Source organism: Cellulomonas humilata, assembly GCF_030814415.1.
GTDB classification, from domain to species: Bacteria; Actinomycetota; Actinomycetes; order Actinomycetales; family Cellulomonadaceae; genus Cellulomonas; species Cellulomonas humilata_A.
On the sequence record NZ_JAUSVB010000002.1, the window covers coordinates 470,704 to 484,165 of the forward strand.

Here is a 13,462-nt window from a genome sequence, read left to right on the forward strand (position 1 = left end):
CGACGGGTCGTCATGCGGCCGCGTGCGGGTCGAGCACCACCTTGATGCACCCGTCCTGCTTCTTCTGGAACATCTCGTACGCAGCCGGTGCGTCCTGCAGCGGCACGCGGTGGGTGCGCAGGTCGAGGACGCCGAGCGGGTCGCCGTCGCCGGTCAGCAGCGGCAGGAGGTCGTCGACCCAGCGCCGGACGTTCGCCTGACCCATGCGCAGGGTCAGTCCCTTGTCGAACATCGTCATCATCGGCAGCGGGTCGACCGCCCCTCCGTACACGCCGGAGATCGAGACGGTGCCACCGCGGCGCGTGATGTCGATCGCGGAGCGCAGGGCGTCGAGCCGGTCGATGCCCGCCTTCTCGACGAGCGGTGCGGCGAGGGCGTCGGGCAGGAGCCCGGCTGCCTTCTGCCCGAGCGCGGCGACGCGCGAGCCGTGGGCCTCCATGCCGACCGCGTCGATCGCCGCGTCGACTCCACGCCCATCGGTCAGGTCCTGCACGGCGGCCACCAGGTCGTCGGTGCTGCCCAGGTCGAGGACGTCGATGCCGTGGCGCTGCGCCATCGCCAGGCGCTCCGGGACGAGGTCGATCCCGATCACCTGGGACGCTCCTCGGTGGGCAGCGATGCGCGCGGACATCTGGCCGATCGGCCCGAGCCCCAGCACGGCCACGGTGTCGCCCACGGTGACATCGGCGTACGCGACCGCCTGCCACGCGGTCGGCAGGACGTCGGACAGGAAGAGGTACCGCTCGTCGGGGCTGCCGTCGTCCGGGACGACGACCGGGCCGAACTGCGCCTGCGGGACGCGGAGGTACTGCGCCTGCCCGCCGGGCACCTGGCCGTACAGCTTGGTGTAGCCGAACAGGGCCGCGCCCTTGCCCTGGGCGCGTACCTGGGTGGTCTCGCACTGCGAGTAGAGGCCTCGGCTGCACATCCAGCAGGTGCCGCACGCGATGCCGAACGGGATGACGACGCGGTCACCTGCGCGCAGCGACCCGGCCCCGGGACCGACCTCCTCGACGACGCCCATCGCCTCGTGCCCGAGGATGTCGCCCGCGTCGAGGAAGGCACCCAGCACGGAGTACAGGTGCAGGTCGGAGCCGCAGATCGCGGTGGACGTGACGCGCACGATCGCGTCGGTGGGCTCCTGGATCGTCGGGTCGGGTACCTGCTCGACGCTGACCTTCTCGCGTCCTTGCCACGTCAGTGCGTGCATGCGTGTCTCCTCGAGGCGGTCACGATCGGACACCCGCTCACGCGGGGTCCTGGCCGGTCGGATCGGAGGGATAGATCCGCTCCGCCGGCACGTCCTGGTTGTCGCCCTGGTCCGGGTCGCCGGAGTCCGGCGTCGTCGCCGGGAGGGGCGGCGTGTCGTCGTCGTGCGGGACGGTGTGCTCACTCATCGGATGCACCCTTCGTCGAGCCCGAGGTCGGCGTGACGGGGCCGTAGATCGGCTGGACGTCGGCCATCTCCAGGTCGGCGGTGGCCTGGATCAGGGCGAGCAGGTCGGCGTCGAGCCCGGGGGAGAACTCCTCGAACCGCTCGTCGGCGATCGTGGACGGGACGCCCGCAGGCGCCTGCTCGGTGGCGTCGAGCTCGGTCCCGTCCTTCGAGGGCGACATGCCCTGGAAGATCTTGCCCGCCTCCGACGCGGCGGTGAGGTCGAAGCTGTACTGCTTGCTCTGCAGCCCCAGGTCGAGCAGCTTCTTGACCTCGGGGAACTTCTCCGCGTTGGTCTTGGGGATCGGCAGGACCGACGCCCAGTTCACCCCGAGGGTCTCCAGCGCCTTGGCGTAGGCGTTCTCGTGGGCCTGGTCGCGCACGATCAGGTAGGCGATCGTCGAGCGCGCCGTCTTGTTCGCGGTCATCTCGTAGATCCGGCACTTCTGGAGTCGGCCCGTGGACTCGAGCATGAGGTTGTAGAGCAGGTCGAGGACGAGATTCCCGGAGTTGTAGACGTACGACCCGGACCACGGGTTGCCGGCGGCGTCGACCGGCAGCGCACCCTGGGCGGCGACCAGGTAGTGGTGGATGTTGCCCTGGTCGAGTGCGGACTCCAGCGGCGTCGCGCCGCCGGCGCCGGGCTTGTCCAACGGGTCCGACTTCTTGCCGTTGTAGCGCGGTGACCCGTCGAGCAGCCGGGCGATCGTGGTCCCGATGAGCTCGACGTGGCTGATCTCCTCGGTGCCGATCCCCTGGAGCAGGTCGCGGTACGGCTTCCCCTTCGGGCCACGGAAGTTGATGCTCTGGAACAGGTACTGCATCATCGTCCGCATCTCGCCGAACTGGCCCCCGAGGCCTTCTTGCAGGGCGTTGGCGGCAGTGGGATCCGGCTCGTCGGCCTCGATCTCGTTGATCAGTCGTTGCACGTGCAGGTACATGCGTCCTCCTCGTCGAAGCCGGGTGGCGTGCTGCGCGGCGGGGCCGATGTCAGCCCCGCCGCGCCGCCTGCTAGAGGCTGGTGCCGCCCGGTGAGGGCGGCGGGGTGGTGGTGCTGGACCCACGGACGTTCTCCGCGGCGTCCGTGGCGTCGGAGCGCAGGTCCTGAGCGGCAGACCGGCCCTCGTCCTTCAACGTCGAACCCGCCTCGGTCGCCCGGTCCTTGACCGCCGCTGCAGCCTCCTGTGCGGGCTGGCGGAGGTTCTCGGCGATGCCCTGTGCGGCGTCCTTCGCGTCCTGGACCAGCGGTGCGGCCTGCTCCTTCGCCGACTGTGCGAGCTGCTGCTCTTGGCGCGTGCTGGGGAGCAGCGAGGAGGCCAGCCAGCCGATGCCGAAGGCCACGAGGCCTGCGGCGAGCGGGTTGCCCCTCGCCCTCGACCGCGCGGCGGCCGGCAGGCTCGTCGCCGTGTCGCCGACCGCGGAAGCGGCGGAGCCGACGGACTGGGCGCCGTCGGAGACACCGCCCATGACGCGCTCCTTGACGTCGGTGGCGGTCGCGCGGATGCGGTCCGCCTGGCGCTGGGCTGCCTGGGTGGGGCTCACCTTGTCGGTGAGAGCGTCCACGTCCGAGCTCAGCTCGGCGCGCGTGCGCTCGATGTCGTCGCGGATCTGGTCCGGGTCGGTGCTCATCGGTTCTTCTCCTCGTGACCTTGCATGGCGTTCGGGATCTTCTTCACGGAGTCGGTCGTCTGGGCCAGGCCGCTGACGCGCCGGGACTCGGCCCGGCCCCGCAGGGCGAGCACGGCGGCGACGACGGCCCAGACGACGGCGACGATGACCGCCGACCACGCCCAGGAGTCCATGGCGTCGCCGAGCGCCCACCACAGCGCGACCGACAGGAACAGCAGGACGAAGTGGCCGGCGACGGCAGCGCCGGCGAACATCGATCCGCCCTTGGCCGCTTGCTTCGCCGACTGGCGGGCCTCGGCCTTGGCCAGCTCGACCTCCTGGCGCAGCAGGGTCGAGAGGTCCCGGGTGACGTCGCCCAGCAGGTCACCGACCGACTGGCGCGGCGGCGACTCGACCGGGTCGGTCATCGCTCCTCCCAGGACGTCGTCGCGGACGCGCCGGGGACCGGTGACGCGAGCTCGTCGGTGAACCGTGGGCGGTGCTCGACCGCGTCGTCGTAGACCGGCAGCGGCTCGGTGCGTGTCGTCCACCGACTCGCGTCGGGAGCCGTCGTGGGGGTGCTCGAGGAGCTGCTCGGCGCGTCCTTGAGACCCCGGGTCAGGCGACCGAGCACCACGCCCGCCCCTGCGGCGAGGAGGAGGAAGGTGCCAGGCCGACGTCGCGCGAAGCCGCGGATCTCGTCGAGCACGTCGTCGGGGCCGTGCGACTCCAGCCAGCCGCCGAGCGCGTCGACCCGGTCGCCGACCTCGCGCACGATGTCGGTGGCCAGGTTCTGCTCGGAGGGTGCCGAGGCCATCTGCGTGAGCTGGCCGCCCACCGAGGTGAGGCCGGAGGCTAGCCGGCTCTGCTGGCTGCTCGCCTGGTCGGAGAGCTCGGATCGTGCCTGCGACCAGAGGTCGCCGAGCTGGCGACGTGCCTCTCGGGTGACTGCGGCTGCCTCGACCTTGGCCTCGTCGACCAGGTGGCCGCCGGCGTCGGCGGCCTTGTCCTTGAGGTGCACGCTCTCGTCCCTGGCGGTCTGGGCCGTCGTGGGGGACGTCGGCGTGGGGGGCGGTGTCGCGCCGGTCTGGGGGTAGGTAGGTGCGTACTGGTCGGTCATGGTGTCCTCGCTTGCAGGGGTGCGGGCGCGGACGGGCGCAGGGGTGAGCCACCGTGGTGGGGCTGACCTGGTCGCGGGCCTTCTGCCGCGTCGCCGTCCGCATGGGGCCGAGGCGCGCCGTGGGCGCCCTCGAGCTGCTCTGTCGGGATGTCCGAGCGCCTCTGCTCGGACGTCTGTCCCATGCCCGGCGACGTGTCCTGTCCCGGGCGACGGTCTGCCGGTCGAGCCTTCCGACCGGTGGTTCGGACGTTAGGCGCGGTACACCCGGTCCGCCACTCGAGCGCGTTCGACGAAGGTGTCGACGTCGCACGGGGGGCTCCCCGCGACCCCCTCCAGGACGGTCGCCGCCATGTCACGCAGCTTGGTCTTGCGGTTCCGCGATGCTCTGCGCAGGATCGACATCGCGTCCGCCGAGGTGCAGCGGTTCTCGGCCATGATCACGCCGATGGCCTGGTCGATCACGGCGCGCGAGACCAGCGCAGCGCGCAGGTCGGCGTTCAGCTCGGCCTGGTCGGCGGTCCGCAGGAACAGCGTCAGCCCGCACGCGACCTGGTCGGCGTAGACGTCGGCGATCGAGAGTGCCGACTCCGTCCAGGCCCGCGGCTCGGGTGCGTACAGGTTCAGTGCGATCTCCACGCCCGGTCGCACCGGGCGGGGGAGCGCGGCTGCTGAGCCGAACCCGTGGGCCAGCGTCGTCGCCTGCCAGCGGGGCCAGCGAGTCTCCCGCGCGACGTCGGCGACGTGCACGAGGCGCCCGGTGTCGATCGCCTCGAGGCAGGGCCCGTGACCCGTCGCGTACTCGACCTCGTCGCAGGCCGCGGCGGCGGGGTCGCTCGCGCTCATGAGGGTCGGTCGGCCCTCGCGACGCAGGGTGATCGTCGCGGACGTCGCCGGGCTGACGTGGTGTGCCGCCGCCTGTGCGACCCCGTCGGCGAAGTCCTCCACGCTGACTGCGTCGACCAGGAGCGACTGGAGTGCGACGAGAGCCGCGACCTGCGCCGTGTCGTCGTCGTTCATCGTGGTCTCCCTCCGTCAGAGAACGTCATGGTGAGAGCTCCGTCAGCACGGCGGGCAGCTCGTCGACGAGCTCGCCGGCCAGGTACCCGACGCGCCCGACGCGCGCGGCCAGACGGTCGCCGGCTGCAGCGTGCAGGTGCGTCGCCCAGCACGCCGCCTGCGCCGGGTCCGCTCCGCGCGCGAGGAGCCCGACGAGCGCGCCGGCGAGCACGTCACCGCTGCCGGACGTGGCGAGGCCACTCTCGCCCGTGGACACGGTCCACGTCCGACCGTCTGGCGCGGCGACGGTCCCGGCGCAGCTCACCACCGCGTCGTACCGCTCGGCGATCCGCGCGCTCGCCCCGTCGTCGACGTCCGCGCCGTCGAGCAGCGCTGCCGCCTCCTTCAGGTTCGGGGTCAGGACGAGGCGGCCGCGCAGCGGTTCGGACACGTCCGGCAGATCCGTGAGCACCCCGAGGGTGAAGGCGTCGAGGAGGACGGGAGCACCCGGGCCGAGCCGTGGCGCGAGGGCGCGCAGCAGGGCGATCGTGCAGTCGGGATCGTCGAGACCAGGTCCGACGAGCACGGCGTCCGCGTCGTCGAGATCCGGTCCGAGGATTTCCGTCCCGGTGCCGTCGACAGCACCCGCCTCCGACTCGGGCAGCCCGTGGACGCCGGCCTCGGGCACGGCCACCGCCAGGGCGACCGACACCGAGCGTGCGACGCCGAGCGTCAGCCGCCCGGCACCGACCCGGAGCGCGGCCACGCCCGCGAGGATGGCCGCGCCGGGGCTCGTTCGTGCGCCCCCGACGACGACCACCTGGCCACGCCCGTACTTGGACCCGGCGGGCTCCGGCAGCGGCCATCCGCGCAGCAGCGCGGGCGTGAGCGCCTCAGTGCGGTAGGGCATCGCGGTCTCCGGGGTGCTCGGTCACAGGGGTGTCGTCGTGGCGAAGGTGCGCGTCGTCGTTGACGACGGTGGCCACCCAGCCCGTCGGACGACGGACGAGGCGGGTGACTGCGGCGTTGCGGACCGGCCACCGGCGGGCGAGGTCGAGCACTTCGCTCTCGGACAGCCCCTCGCACACGTAGCGGACCGTCGAGATGACGGCGTCGTGCGCGACGACGAGCACGCAGCGATCCGGCTCCGCCCGGTCGAGGTCACCGAGCAAGCTGCGGACCCGGAGCGTCAGGTCCGCCCACGACTCCCCACCGGGTGGCCGGTAGTAGAACTTGCCGAGATGGTGCCGCCGCGCGTCCTCGTCCGGGTAGCGGGTCGCGACGCCGGTCCTGGTGAGCAGGTCGAGGATGCCCAGCTCGCGGTCACGCAGCCGTTCGTCCTGGCGGACGGCCAGCGTCGAGCCCGCCTCCTGCAGTGCGATCACCGCCGTCTGGAGCGCGCGCACGTATGGCGAGCACCAGACGACGTCCGGGGCGTCGCCGGCGATCTGCGTCCGGAGCCAGGTGCCGAGAGCGGCCGCCTGCTCGGCGCCGAGCCTGGACAGGGGGGTGTCGGCGTCCCGCGTCTCCAGGTCGATGACCTCGAGACCCGCACGCTCCGCATCGGCCGCCGCGACGTTCCCCGCACTCTCGCCGTGGCGCACGAGTACCAGCTCGCGAACCCCGGGACGACCGGGGTTCGTCGGCTCCGCGTCGAGCTGCGCCATGAGCACCTCCGCTCGCTGCAGCCGGGTGAGCTGCCGCATCCGAGTCGGGGCCGCGACTTGACCGCCTCAGGTGGCCTGGGCCACGTCGCGGCGAACGTAGCCCCGGCCCCGGCGTCCCGCAACCGCATGCAGCCGCCGGCAGATGTGCCGCTGTGGACGTGCGTGATGCGGAGCGTCAGCCCACGATGGAGACGGCGTCGGGCAGAGTGCGCCGGTCCTGCGGATCCGCCCAGGACCTGCCGAGATGGAGGAACGAGATGAGCATCGAACCGACCCCGAAGAACGGCGTCCCTGACCTGCCCGACGACGTCGACGGGTTGCCCGACGACCGGCCCGCCGACTCACCGCCCGCGAGCGAGGACCCCGGCAACCCCGACGCGCACGGGCCGATCGTCCAGGCATGAACGAGGACGTCGAGCCATGACGAAGGGCGTGCACGCGCGGGCCGGGTTGTGGTTCAACGAGCTGGACGGCTCGCACGTCGACGGCGGGTTCCTTCAGCGCGACGACGCGGTCGCGGCCGGACGGGCCGCCGCGGACGCGCGCGGGTCGCGTCCCCTGGTGGACGAGGAGTCTGCCGAGGACAACGCCTGACGCCGCGGACGGCGCGGTCAGGGGGTTGGCACGGGCGACACCGGGCCCATCGCCCACGTGCTCACCGGGCGCGGCCGACGTCCTGACGGCGGCGGGCAACCCACCGTCGGCGCGTTGTCGGACGGACCTCGACGTCAGGCGATCAGCGTGTGGGCTCGAGGTATGCCTGACCCGTCGTGGTCCACTGGATGAGCAGCATGGTCGCGTCGTCCTGGAGCACTCCGTTCTGGTGGTCGAGGATGCGCCGGCACACGCGTCGCACCATCTCCGGCATCGGGGTGCCTTCCGAGACCTCGCGTTCGATGAAGTCGGTGAGGCGGTCGATGCCGAAGAACTGGTGCTGCTCGTCGCGGGCCTCGGTGATGCCGTCGGTGTACAGGACGACGGTGTCGTCGGGTTCGAGCATCTCCTCGGCGATGTTGCCCTCCCGCATGTCGAGACCGAGCAGGGGACGGCGTCCCGCATCCAACGTCTTGACGATCTTGCCGGCACGGAGCAGCAGCGGCGACGGGTGACCTGCCGACAGGTAGCGCAGTCGACCGGAGCCGAGGTCGAGTCTGCCCAGGACCCCGGTCGCGTACATGCGGCCCTCGAACGCGTCCTGGACCGCGCGATGGATGGACTCGGTCTGCTCGAAGAGGCCGTGCCCCTGCCGACGGGCGTTGCGGTACGCGGCCAGGGCTGCCGCTGCGGCGAGTCCGGACTGCAGGTCGTGGCCCGTCGCGTCGAGGATCGCGAACTCCGCTGCCGTGTCGGACAGCGCGTAGTCGAAGACGTCGCCGCCGACGCTGCCGGACGGCTCGAGCCGTCCGCTGACGATCACCTTGTCGGTTCCCGAGGTCAGCGGGGGCAGAAGCTGCCAGATCAGCTCGGCGGACAGCGTTCGCGGATGTTGACGCCGTACCGCGTCGATGCCGTCGCCGTAGGTGTCCAGCACCGTCACCAGGTGCCCGAGGTAGTGGGCGAACCACCAGCACTGGCGCCGGAACGCGCGGTCCTCGAGCGAACCCGCGTCCGCAACGACGATCTTCAGGACGCCCAGGCGCTCGACACCGTCGATGATCGGCATCCACAGCTGCGCCTCACCGTCGACCACCGCCGTCTGGACCACCAGCATCCGGTAGGCCCGCCCGCCCAGGGTGCCGTCGATCGTCAGGTTCGGCCCAGGCTGGATCGAGGGCCTCGCCATCGCGACGAGCAACGTCTGCGTGTAGTCCGCGAGGTACACCGTCGCCCGAGCGCCGAGGTGCACGATCGCTTCATCAACTGCATCCGGCAGCAGGTCTGGTGGCGTCATGTGCGTGCGACGCAACAGGGACGTCATCGCCGCTAGGGGACGCGTGACGCCCGAACCGCTTGGGTCGTTCCAGTCCATGGCGCTGCGCCTCCCGGCCGACAGGTTGTTGCGCCCCCAGGCTCACACAGACGCGACGATTTCCGTGCGCTCACGCGAACAAGGTCGTGGCGGAAGCGCGCCGAGCCGCCGTTCGCTCCCCGTTGGGTGGACGTGTCGGTTCGGACTCGACCTCAGGGCGGGCACGCGGGCCTTCGCACGAGGCGCGAACGAGGAGCGGGCGCTGCTCAGACGCTCACGCGTCGGCCCGTCTCGAACGATGCGATGCACCCCATCGCCAGATCGAGGGCCCGTCGGCCTGCGCGAGCGTGGATGGGCGGCTGGCCGCCGGACCGTAGAGCGGGCAGCAGGGCGCTGACGTGCCGGTCGAACGTGCGCTGGAACTCCCGCGCTTCGTCGTTGAAGTAGCCGGCCTGCCACACCTGGCTCGTCTCGTCGCCCGCAGCGGAGATCGTGAGTCGACGAACGGTGTCCTCGATCAGCAGGCGGCCGGCCCGACCATTGATCTCCATCTGATGGGTCAGGGGATAGGCGTAGGAGGAGTCGTACGTGCCGACGAGGCTGCCGACGCCCCCGTTCGCGAGCTCGAGCGCGATGGCGACGGTCGTGTACGGGCCGCCGCCGGCTCGCGCCATCTGCGCCATCACGGAGACGATCGGTCCGCAGAGGTGCTCGATCGTGTCGAACGCGTGGCACTGCGTCTCGATCAGCTGTGCGTGCGGGTGGGTTCCGATGTTCGCCTCGCCGCCGAACCGCCAGCTCGTGAAGACGATGTCGCCGAGGGCGCCCGCCGTGATCGCGGCCTGGGCGCGGAGCATCGGCTCGGCGTAGCGGTGGTTGAAGTTGATGGCCAGGAACAGATCCCTCTCGGCCGCCTCGCGCAGAAGCTGGTCCGCCTCAGCGAGGTCGAAGACGAGCGGCTTCTCGACGAGGAGCGGCACTCCGGCCCGGATCAGCTGGAGCGTCGGGGCGAAGTGATGCTCGTTCGGCAGCGCGACGGTGACGAGGTCCGGCTGGACGGCGTCGAGCATGGTGGCGATGTCGGTGAACCCGGCAGTGTTCGCCTCCGCTGCCTGCCGGCGTGTTCGTTCCTCGTCCCTGCCGACGATCGCGACGACGGTCGTGTCGAGCCGCTCGGAGAAGACCCGGACGTGCTGCCTGCCCCAACCGCCGGGACCGACGACGGCGACGCGCAAGGGCGAGCTGCTCGGGCTGACGTCGGCCGGCGCCATGACCTTCCCCGTTCGTGGTGGGGCAACTCGCGCTTGCAGTGAAGCCCCGGCTGACTGCTCCCGTCAATCGCGACGTGGATCTCCCGTTCGTGCTCGGCCCTCGCTGGTCACGATCTCTCCCTCAGATCGACCAGGTCAGCCGGACCTTGCCGACGCGTACGACATCCACTGCTGCCACGTGCACCCCGTCGGGGATCTGCCGCACGGTCGGGTCGACCCAGACACCGGTGCTGCGCTGCCAGGGCAGGAGCTCGAACCGCACACCGTGTCGAGCGATCGCGGACGCCCACGGCGTGAGGTCGAGGTCCCAGTCGCGACCGTGCCAGAAGTGGTCGCTGATCAGCTCGTCGCCCACGAACGCACGGCCGACGTCGCCGGTCCATCGCACCCGGAGCAGCGTGCGGTCGACGCCGTCGAACAGCTCCGGGGGGACCTCGACCTGCACGACGGCGGCACCGGCGAAGTCGGTGGGCGCGCTGAGCCGGTTGAGGGGGCCGCCGCGCTCAGGGCGTGGGGAGGTCGCCTCGGGGCGGAGCCCGGAGACGAGCGTGCGGCGGCCGGCCTGCGGCGCGCTCACCTGCCAGGACCGCCAGGGGCCGTCGTCGGACGGCTCGCTCAGGTCGCTGCCCTCGGCCCGGAGTGCCTCAGGAGCGGGGAGGAGGGAGACGGTGACGTCGGGGCTCTCCGTCTGCACGACGAGCTCGCCGTCCACCGCGTAGAGCGGCGCGGAAGACAGCACCAGCCGTTCCCGGCCGTCCACCTCGAGCAGGTAGAGCCGGTCGATGCTCTCCTGGTCCAGGACGATGATCCGCGCACTCTCGAGCTCGACGACGCACGTCGGGCCGGCCGGTGCGGCGAGGGAGATGATCGTCGCGCCCTCGCGGTGGACGGCGACACCCGCCCCGCCGACCTCGTGGTCCCCGTCGAGGACGAGCTCGACGGGGATGCCGTCGTAGGCGCCCAGCACGACGACCTCGCGGTCGTCGACGGTGACGCGAGCGAGGACCCGTGCAGTTGCACCCCGGAGAACGACGCCCGGCGCGAGCGGGTACCGAAGCGGCCACACCAGCGAGACACCGGCCGGGATCGTGACCGGCTGGGTGGGCACCGTGACGTCCCCGCCGTCGAGCGTCACCGTGAGCTGGACGTCGCGCTGTTCCGGCAGCGCCGCCTTCGCGGGCTGGTACGTCGAGGCGAACAGGTAGCCGCTGCGACCGTCGGATCGCACTGCCCACCGCAGGATCTCCGGGTCGGCGCTGCCGCCGCCGACCGTCGTGGCCATCGTGGCGATGCGGTGCCCGTCCTGCTGGAGCCACACGTGCTGGGCCCGCAGCCCGTGGTGGTGGGGGCGGATCTGACCGTGTTCACCGATCGGGGCGGCGAAGTCGTAGGTCACGCGTGGCACGTCGTTGGGGTAGCCGGTCGCATGAGACTCCTGCTCAGAGCCGTGTGCACCCGTGCGCTGCGTCCCGCCGGCGTACATGTAGTAGCCCTGCCAGATCGAGCCGCTGCCGACCTTGGCGAGCGCGAGTGCGGCGACGTCCGCGGGCGCGACGATCGGTCTGCGGTGGTACGCGACGTGCATCCCTCCGCCCAGCTCGCACGTCACGAAGGGCACGGCGTCATCGTCCTTCAGCGGCACCGCGTCGGGGTCGAGGGTGATCCCGTCGAGCGCCTCGCGCAGGTCCGCCCCGACGGACAGGTCGTCGCGCACAGGGCTGTAGCGGAAGTGGAACGCGGAGAACTCGGGCCACTCCGTCTGCTCGTCGTCCCAGAAGCCGTCGGAGTAGGCGCTGTACACGGGCAGCAGCGTGTCGGGGACCTGCGCACCACCCCAGCCGGTCGCCGTCCAGATCGGGACCCGGAGCCCGAGCTCCTCGGCGAGCTCGCGCAGGCGTGCGAGGTGCTGTGGCTGGTCGTAGAGCTCGTTGTCGACCTGTGCGCCGACGATGGGCCCTCCCTCGGCATGTGCCAGACCCCGGAGCTGCGCGATGGTCTGCGCGTAGAAGGCGTGCACGAGGTCGAGGTACGCGGGGTCGTTGGTGCGGGTAGCGAGGTTCCGCTCGACCAGCCAGTCGGGGAAGCCGCCGTACCGTGCCTCGCCGTGGGCCCAGGGGCCGAGCCGGACGACGACATCGAGGCCGTGCGCCCTGGCCTCCTCGATGAAGGCGCGCAGGTCGAGCTGGCCGTCCCAGCGAAAGACGCCGGGCTCCGGCTCGTGGGCCTGCCAGAGCACGTAGGTCGCCACCGAGGTCAGGCCGCCGGCCCGGGCGTGGCCCAGGACGTCACGCCAGCGATCGCGAGGCACCCGCGAGTAGTGGATCTCGCCCGTGATGGGGAACCACGGGATGCCACCCCGCTCGACCCACCTGCTGGTCACCTCGATCCGGTCGTCGCCCGCAGGCGGCTCGCCGACGCTCAGGTGGCCGCGGCGCGGTGCCGTCGGGGCGACGACGGTGAGGTGGTGCGGCGCCACGAGGGTGCCCGGGCGGACGGCGCTGGTCATGTCTCTCCTTGGAGCAAAGCCTGGATTCGTCGCTGAGTATGCCTGCGCTCAGCCCTTGTCGTGCGAGCGGTACTCGGTCGGGCTCATGCCGTGGATCCGGTGGAACTGGCGGGAGAAGTAGAGGGGGTCGCTGAACCCGACCCGGGCGGCCACGGAGGCGATGGGCCGGTCGGTGGTGTCGAGGAGCTCGCGCGCCGTGCCCATGCGCAGCCTGGTCTGGTACTCCAGCGCGCCGTAGCCCGTGGACCGCCGGAACAGCGCGGAGTAGTGCGAGACGCTCAGCCCGGCCATGCCCGCGAGGTCGGCCAGGGAGATGCGGGTGGAGACGTTCGCGCGCAGGTGCTCGATCGTCGCCGCGATCGGGTCCGGCTGCTGCCTGCCGATCGTCCGGCGGTCGGCCGCCAGGAGCGCCATCGCGTGCCACGCAGCACCGGCGGACGCCAGGAGGCTCGCCATCGTCTCGTCGCGCTCCATGCGCCGGATGATCGTGTCGACGAGGGAGATGACGGGGGCCGGGTCGCCGAGCCCGAAGACCGGCTGGTCCGGCGTGGCGCCGATCGCCGCAAGGAGGTCGGGCACCTGCTGGCCCACCAGGTGCATCCACCAGATGGTCCAGGGCTCCTCGGCGTCCGCCTCGTACCGGTGGGGCACGCCCGCGGGGATCGCGAGCGCCTGCCCCGCGTGCACCTGGTGCACACCCGACGGCAGCGTGCAGGTCCCTCGGCCCGCCGCGCAGACGATCACGATGTGCTGCGGGGCGCCGTGCGTGCGGGTGCGCCCGTGGGTCGACGCTCGCGGGAAGTACCCGACGTCGGTGACGAGCAGCTGCGACAGCGGCGGTGTCGCCGAGGCCTGCGCGACGAGCGGGCGGGGGAGCACGCACATGCGCTGCCCGGGGAAGCCTTCGCGTCGGCGGGGCGGCGCCTCAGTCGCTGGGATCATCGATTCGT

15 protein-coding genes are annotated in these 13,462 nt (G+C 71.9%); 2 read left to right on the forward strand and 13 right to left on the reverse strand.

All coding sequences use genetic code 11. The annotated features are described in order from the left end of the window. Positions 1-10: 10 nt before the first annotated feature. The 9 genes from J2X26_RS08290 to J2X26_RS08330 form a co-directional block, all read right to left on the reverse strand. Positions 11-1,210 (reverse strand): zinc-dependent alcohol dehydrogenase, encoded by a 1,200-nt coding sequence (locus J2X26_RS08290; RefSeq protein WP_307491354.1) that lies wholly within the window; start codon positions 1,208-1,210, stop codon positions 11-13. Positions 1,211-1,247: 37 nt separating this feature from the next. Beyond that, the gene (locus tag J2X26_RS08295) at positions 1,248-1,397 is read right to left on the reverse strand and encodes a hypothetical protein (protein ID WP_307491356.1); all 150 of its coding nucleotides are present in this window, start codon (positions 1,395-1,397) and stop codon (positions 1,248-1,250) included. After that, positions 1,390-2,376 (reverse strand): manganese catalase family protein, encoded by a 987-nt coding sequence (locus tag J2X26_RS08300; RefSeq protein ID WP_307491357.1) that lies wholly within the window; start codon positions 2,374-2,376, stop codon positions 1,390-1,392. Before J2X26_RS08300 ends, J2X26_RS08295 begins: the two co-directional genes overlap by 8 nt. A gap of 70 nt (positions 2,377-2,446) precedes the next feature. After that, entirely contained in the window at positions 2,447-3,064 is a 618-nt protein-coding gene (locus tag J2X26_RS08305) for a DUF3618 domain-containing protein (protein WP_307491359.1), read from the reverse strand. After that, complete coding sequence (locus tag J2X26_RS08310; RefSeq protein WP_307491361.1) at positions 3,061-3,471, reverse strand: phage holin family protein; 411 nt, start codon at positions 3,469-3,471, stop codon at positions 3,061-3,063. The genes J2X26_RS08305 and J2X26_RS08310 overlap by 4 nt, the downstream gene beginning before the upstream one ends. Further along, positions 3,468-4,163 (reverse strand): hypothetical protein, encoded by a 696-nt coding sequence (locus J2X26_RS08315; RefSeq protein ID WP_307491363.1) that lies wholly within the window; start codon positions 4,161-4,163, stop codon positions 3,468-3,470. Before J2X26_RS08315 ends, J2X26_RS08310 begins: the two co-directional genes overlap by 4 nt. Before the next feature lie 249 nt (positions 4,164-4,412). Then, complete coding sequence (locus J2X26_RS08320) at positions 4,413-5,180, reverse strand: GAF and ANTAR domain-containing protein (RefSeq protein WP_307491364.1); 768 nt, start codon at positions 5,178-5,180, stop codon at positions 4,413-4,415. A gap of 25 nt (positions 5,181-5,205) precedes the next feature. Further along, a complete protein-coding gene (locus J2X26_RS08325) occupies positions 5,206-6,069 on the reverse strand; it encodes an NAD(P)H-hydrate dehydratase (protein ID WP_307491365.1) in 864 nt (287 codons plus the stop codon). After that, positions 6,053-6,826, reverse strand: a complete 774-nt coding sequence (locus tag J2X26_RS08330; RefSeq protein ID WP_307491366.1) for a histidine phosphatase family protein — start codon at positions 6,824-6,826, stop codon at positions 6,053-6,055. Before J2X26_RS08330 ends, J2X26_RS08325 begins: the two co-directional genes overlap by 17 nt. 257 nt (positions 6,827-7,083) lie before the next feature. Between J2X26_RS08330 and J2X26_RS08335 the strand changes: the two genes are divergently transcribed. Continuing rightward, positions 7,084-7,230: a hypothetical protein gene (locus J2X26_RS08335; RefSeq protein WP_307491367.1), complete on the forward strand. Its 147-nt coding sequence runs from the start codon at positions 7,084-7,086 to the stop codon at positions 7,228-7,230. Between the two features lie 16 nt (positions 7,231-7,246). Beyond that, positions 7,247-7,420, forward strand: a complete 174-nt coding sequence (locus J2X26_RS08340; RefSeq protein WP_307491368.1) for a hypothetical protein — start codon at positions 7,247-7,249, stop codon at positions 7,418-7,420. Positions 7,421-7,562: 142 nt separating this feature from the next. Here the strand turns inward: J2X26_RS08340 and J2X26_RS08345 are convergent, their stop codons facing one another. The 4 genes from J2X26_RS08345 to J2X26_RS08360 form a co-directional block, all read right to left on the reverse strand. Beyond that, on the reverse strand, positions 7,563-8,744 hold the full coding sequence (locus J2X26_RS08345; RefSeq protein ID WP_307491369.1) for a PP2C family protein-serine/threonine phosphatase: 1,182 nt from the start codon (positions 8,742-8,744) through the stop codon (positions 7,563-7,565). Between the two features lie 257 nt (positions 8,745-9,001). Continuing rightward, positions 9,002-10,006 carry a Gfo/Idh/MocA family protein gene (locus tag J2X26_RS08350; RefSeq protein WP_307491371.1) on the reverse strand — a complete coding sequence of 335 codons (1,005 nt, stop codon included), beginning with the start codon at positions 10,004-10,006 and terminating at the stop codon, positions 9,002-9,004. A gap of 121 nt (positions 10,007-10,127) precedes the next feature. Continuing rightward, positions 10,128-12,512 (reverse strand): beta-galactosidase, encoded by a 2,385-nt coding sequence (locus tag J2X26_RS08355; protein WP_307491372.1) that lies wholly within the window; start codon positions 12,510-12,512, stop codon positions 10,128-10,130. A 48-nt stretch (positions 12,513-12,560) separates the two neighbouring features. Next, entirely contained in the window at positions 12,561-13,454 is an 894-nt protein-coding gene (locus J2X26_RS08360) for a helix-turn-helix domain-containing protein (RefSeq protein ID WP_307491374.1), read from the reverse strand. Positions 13,455-13,462: the final 8 nt, after the last annotated feature.

Coding starts and splice junctions, on each gene's coding strand:
- J2X26_RS08345 (WP_307491369.1), bottom strand. CDS start 8,744: ATGACGTCCCTGTTGCGTCGCACGCACATGACGCCACCAGACCTGCTG.
- J2X26_RS08310 (WP_307491361.1), bottom strand. CDS start 3,471: ATGACCGACCCGGTCGAGTCGCCGCCGCGCCAGTCGGTCGGTGACCTG.
- J2X26_RS08350 (WP_307491371.1), bottom strand. CDS start 10,006: ATGGCGCCGGCCGACGTCAGCCCGAGCAGCTCGCCCTTGCGCGTCGCC.
- J2X26_RS08360 (WP_307491374.1), bottom strand. CDS start 13,454: ATGATCCCAGCGACTGAGGCGCCGCCCCGCCGACGCGAAGGCTTCCCC.
- J2X26_RS08330 (WP_307491366.1), bottom strand. CDS start 6,826: ATGGCGCAGCTCGACGCGGAGCCGACGAACCCCGGTCGTCCCGGGGTT.
- J2X26_RS08325 (WP_307491365.1), bottom strand. CDS start 6,069: ATGCCCTACCGCACTGAGGCGCTCACGCCCGCGCTGCTGCGCGGATGG.
- J2X26_RS08355 (WP_307491372.1), bottom strand. CDS start 12,512: ATGACCAGCGCCGTCCGCCCGGGCACCCTCGTGGCGCCGCACCACCTC.
- J2X26_RS08290 (WP_307491354.1), bottom strand. CDS start 1,210: ATGCACGCACTGACGTGGCAAGGACGCGAGAAGGTCAGCGTCGAGCAG.
- J2X26_RS08340 (WP_307491368.1), top strand. CDS start 7,247: ATGACGAAGGGCGTGCACGCGCGGGCCGGGTTGTGGTTCAACGAGCTG.
- J2X26_RS08315 (WP_307491363.1), bottom strand. CDS start 4,163: ATGACCGACCAGTACGCACCTACCTACCCCCAGACCGGCGCGACACCG.
- J2X26_RS08320 (WP_307491364.1), bottom strand. CDS start 5,180: ATGAACGACGACGACACGGCGCAGGTCGCGGCTCTCGTCGCACTCCAG.
- J2X26_RS08305 (WP_307491359.1), bottom strand. CDS start 3,064: ATGAGCACCGACCCGGACCAGATCCGCGACGACATCGAGCGCACGCGC.
- J2X26_RS08295 (WP_307491356.1), bottom strand. CDS start 1,397: ATGAGTGAGCACACCGTCCCGCACGACGACGACACGCCGCCCCTCCCG.
- J2X26_RS08300 (WP_307491357.1), bottom strand. CDS start 2,376: ATGTACCTGCACGTGCAACGACTGATCAACGAGATCGAGGCCGACGAG.
- J2X26_RS08335 (WP_307491367.1), top strand. CDS start 7,084: ATGAGCATCGAACCGACCCCGAAGAACGGCGTCCCTGACCTGCCCGAC.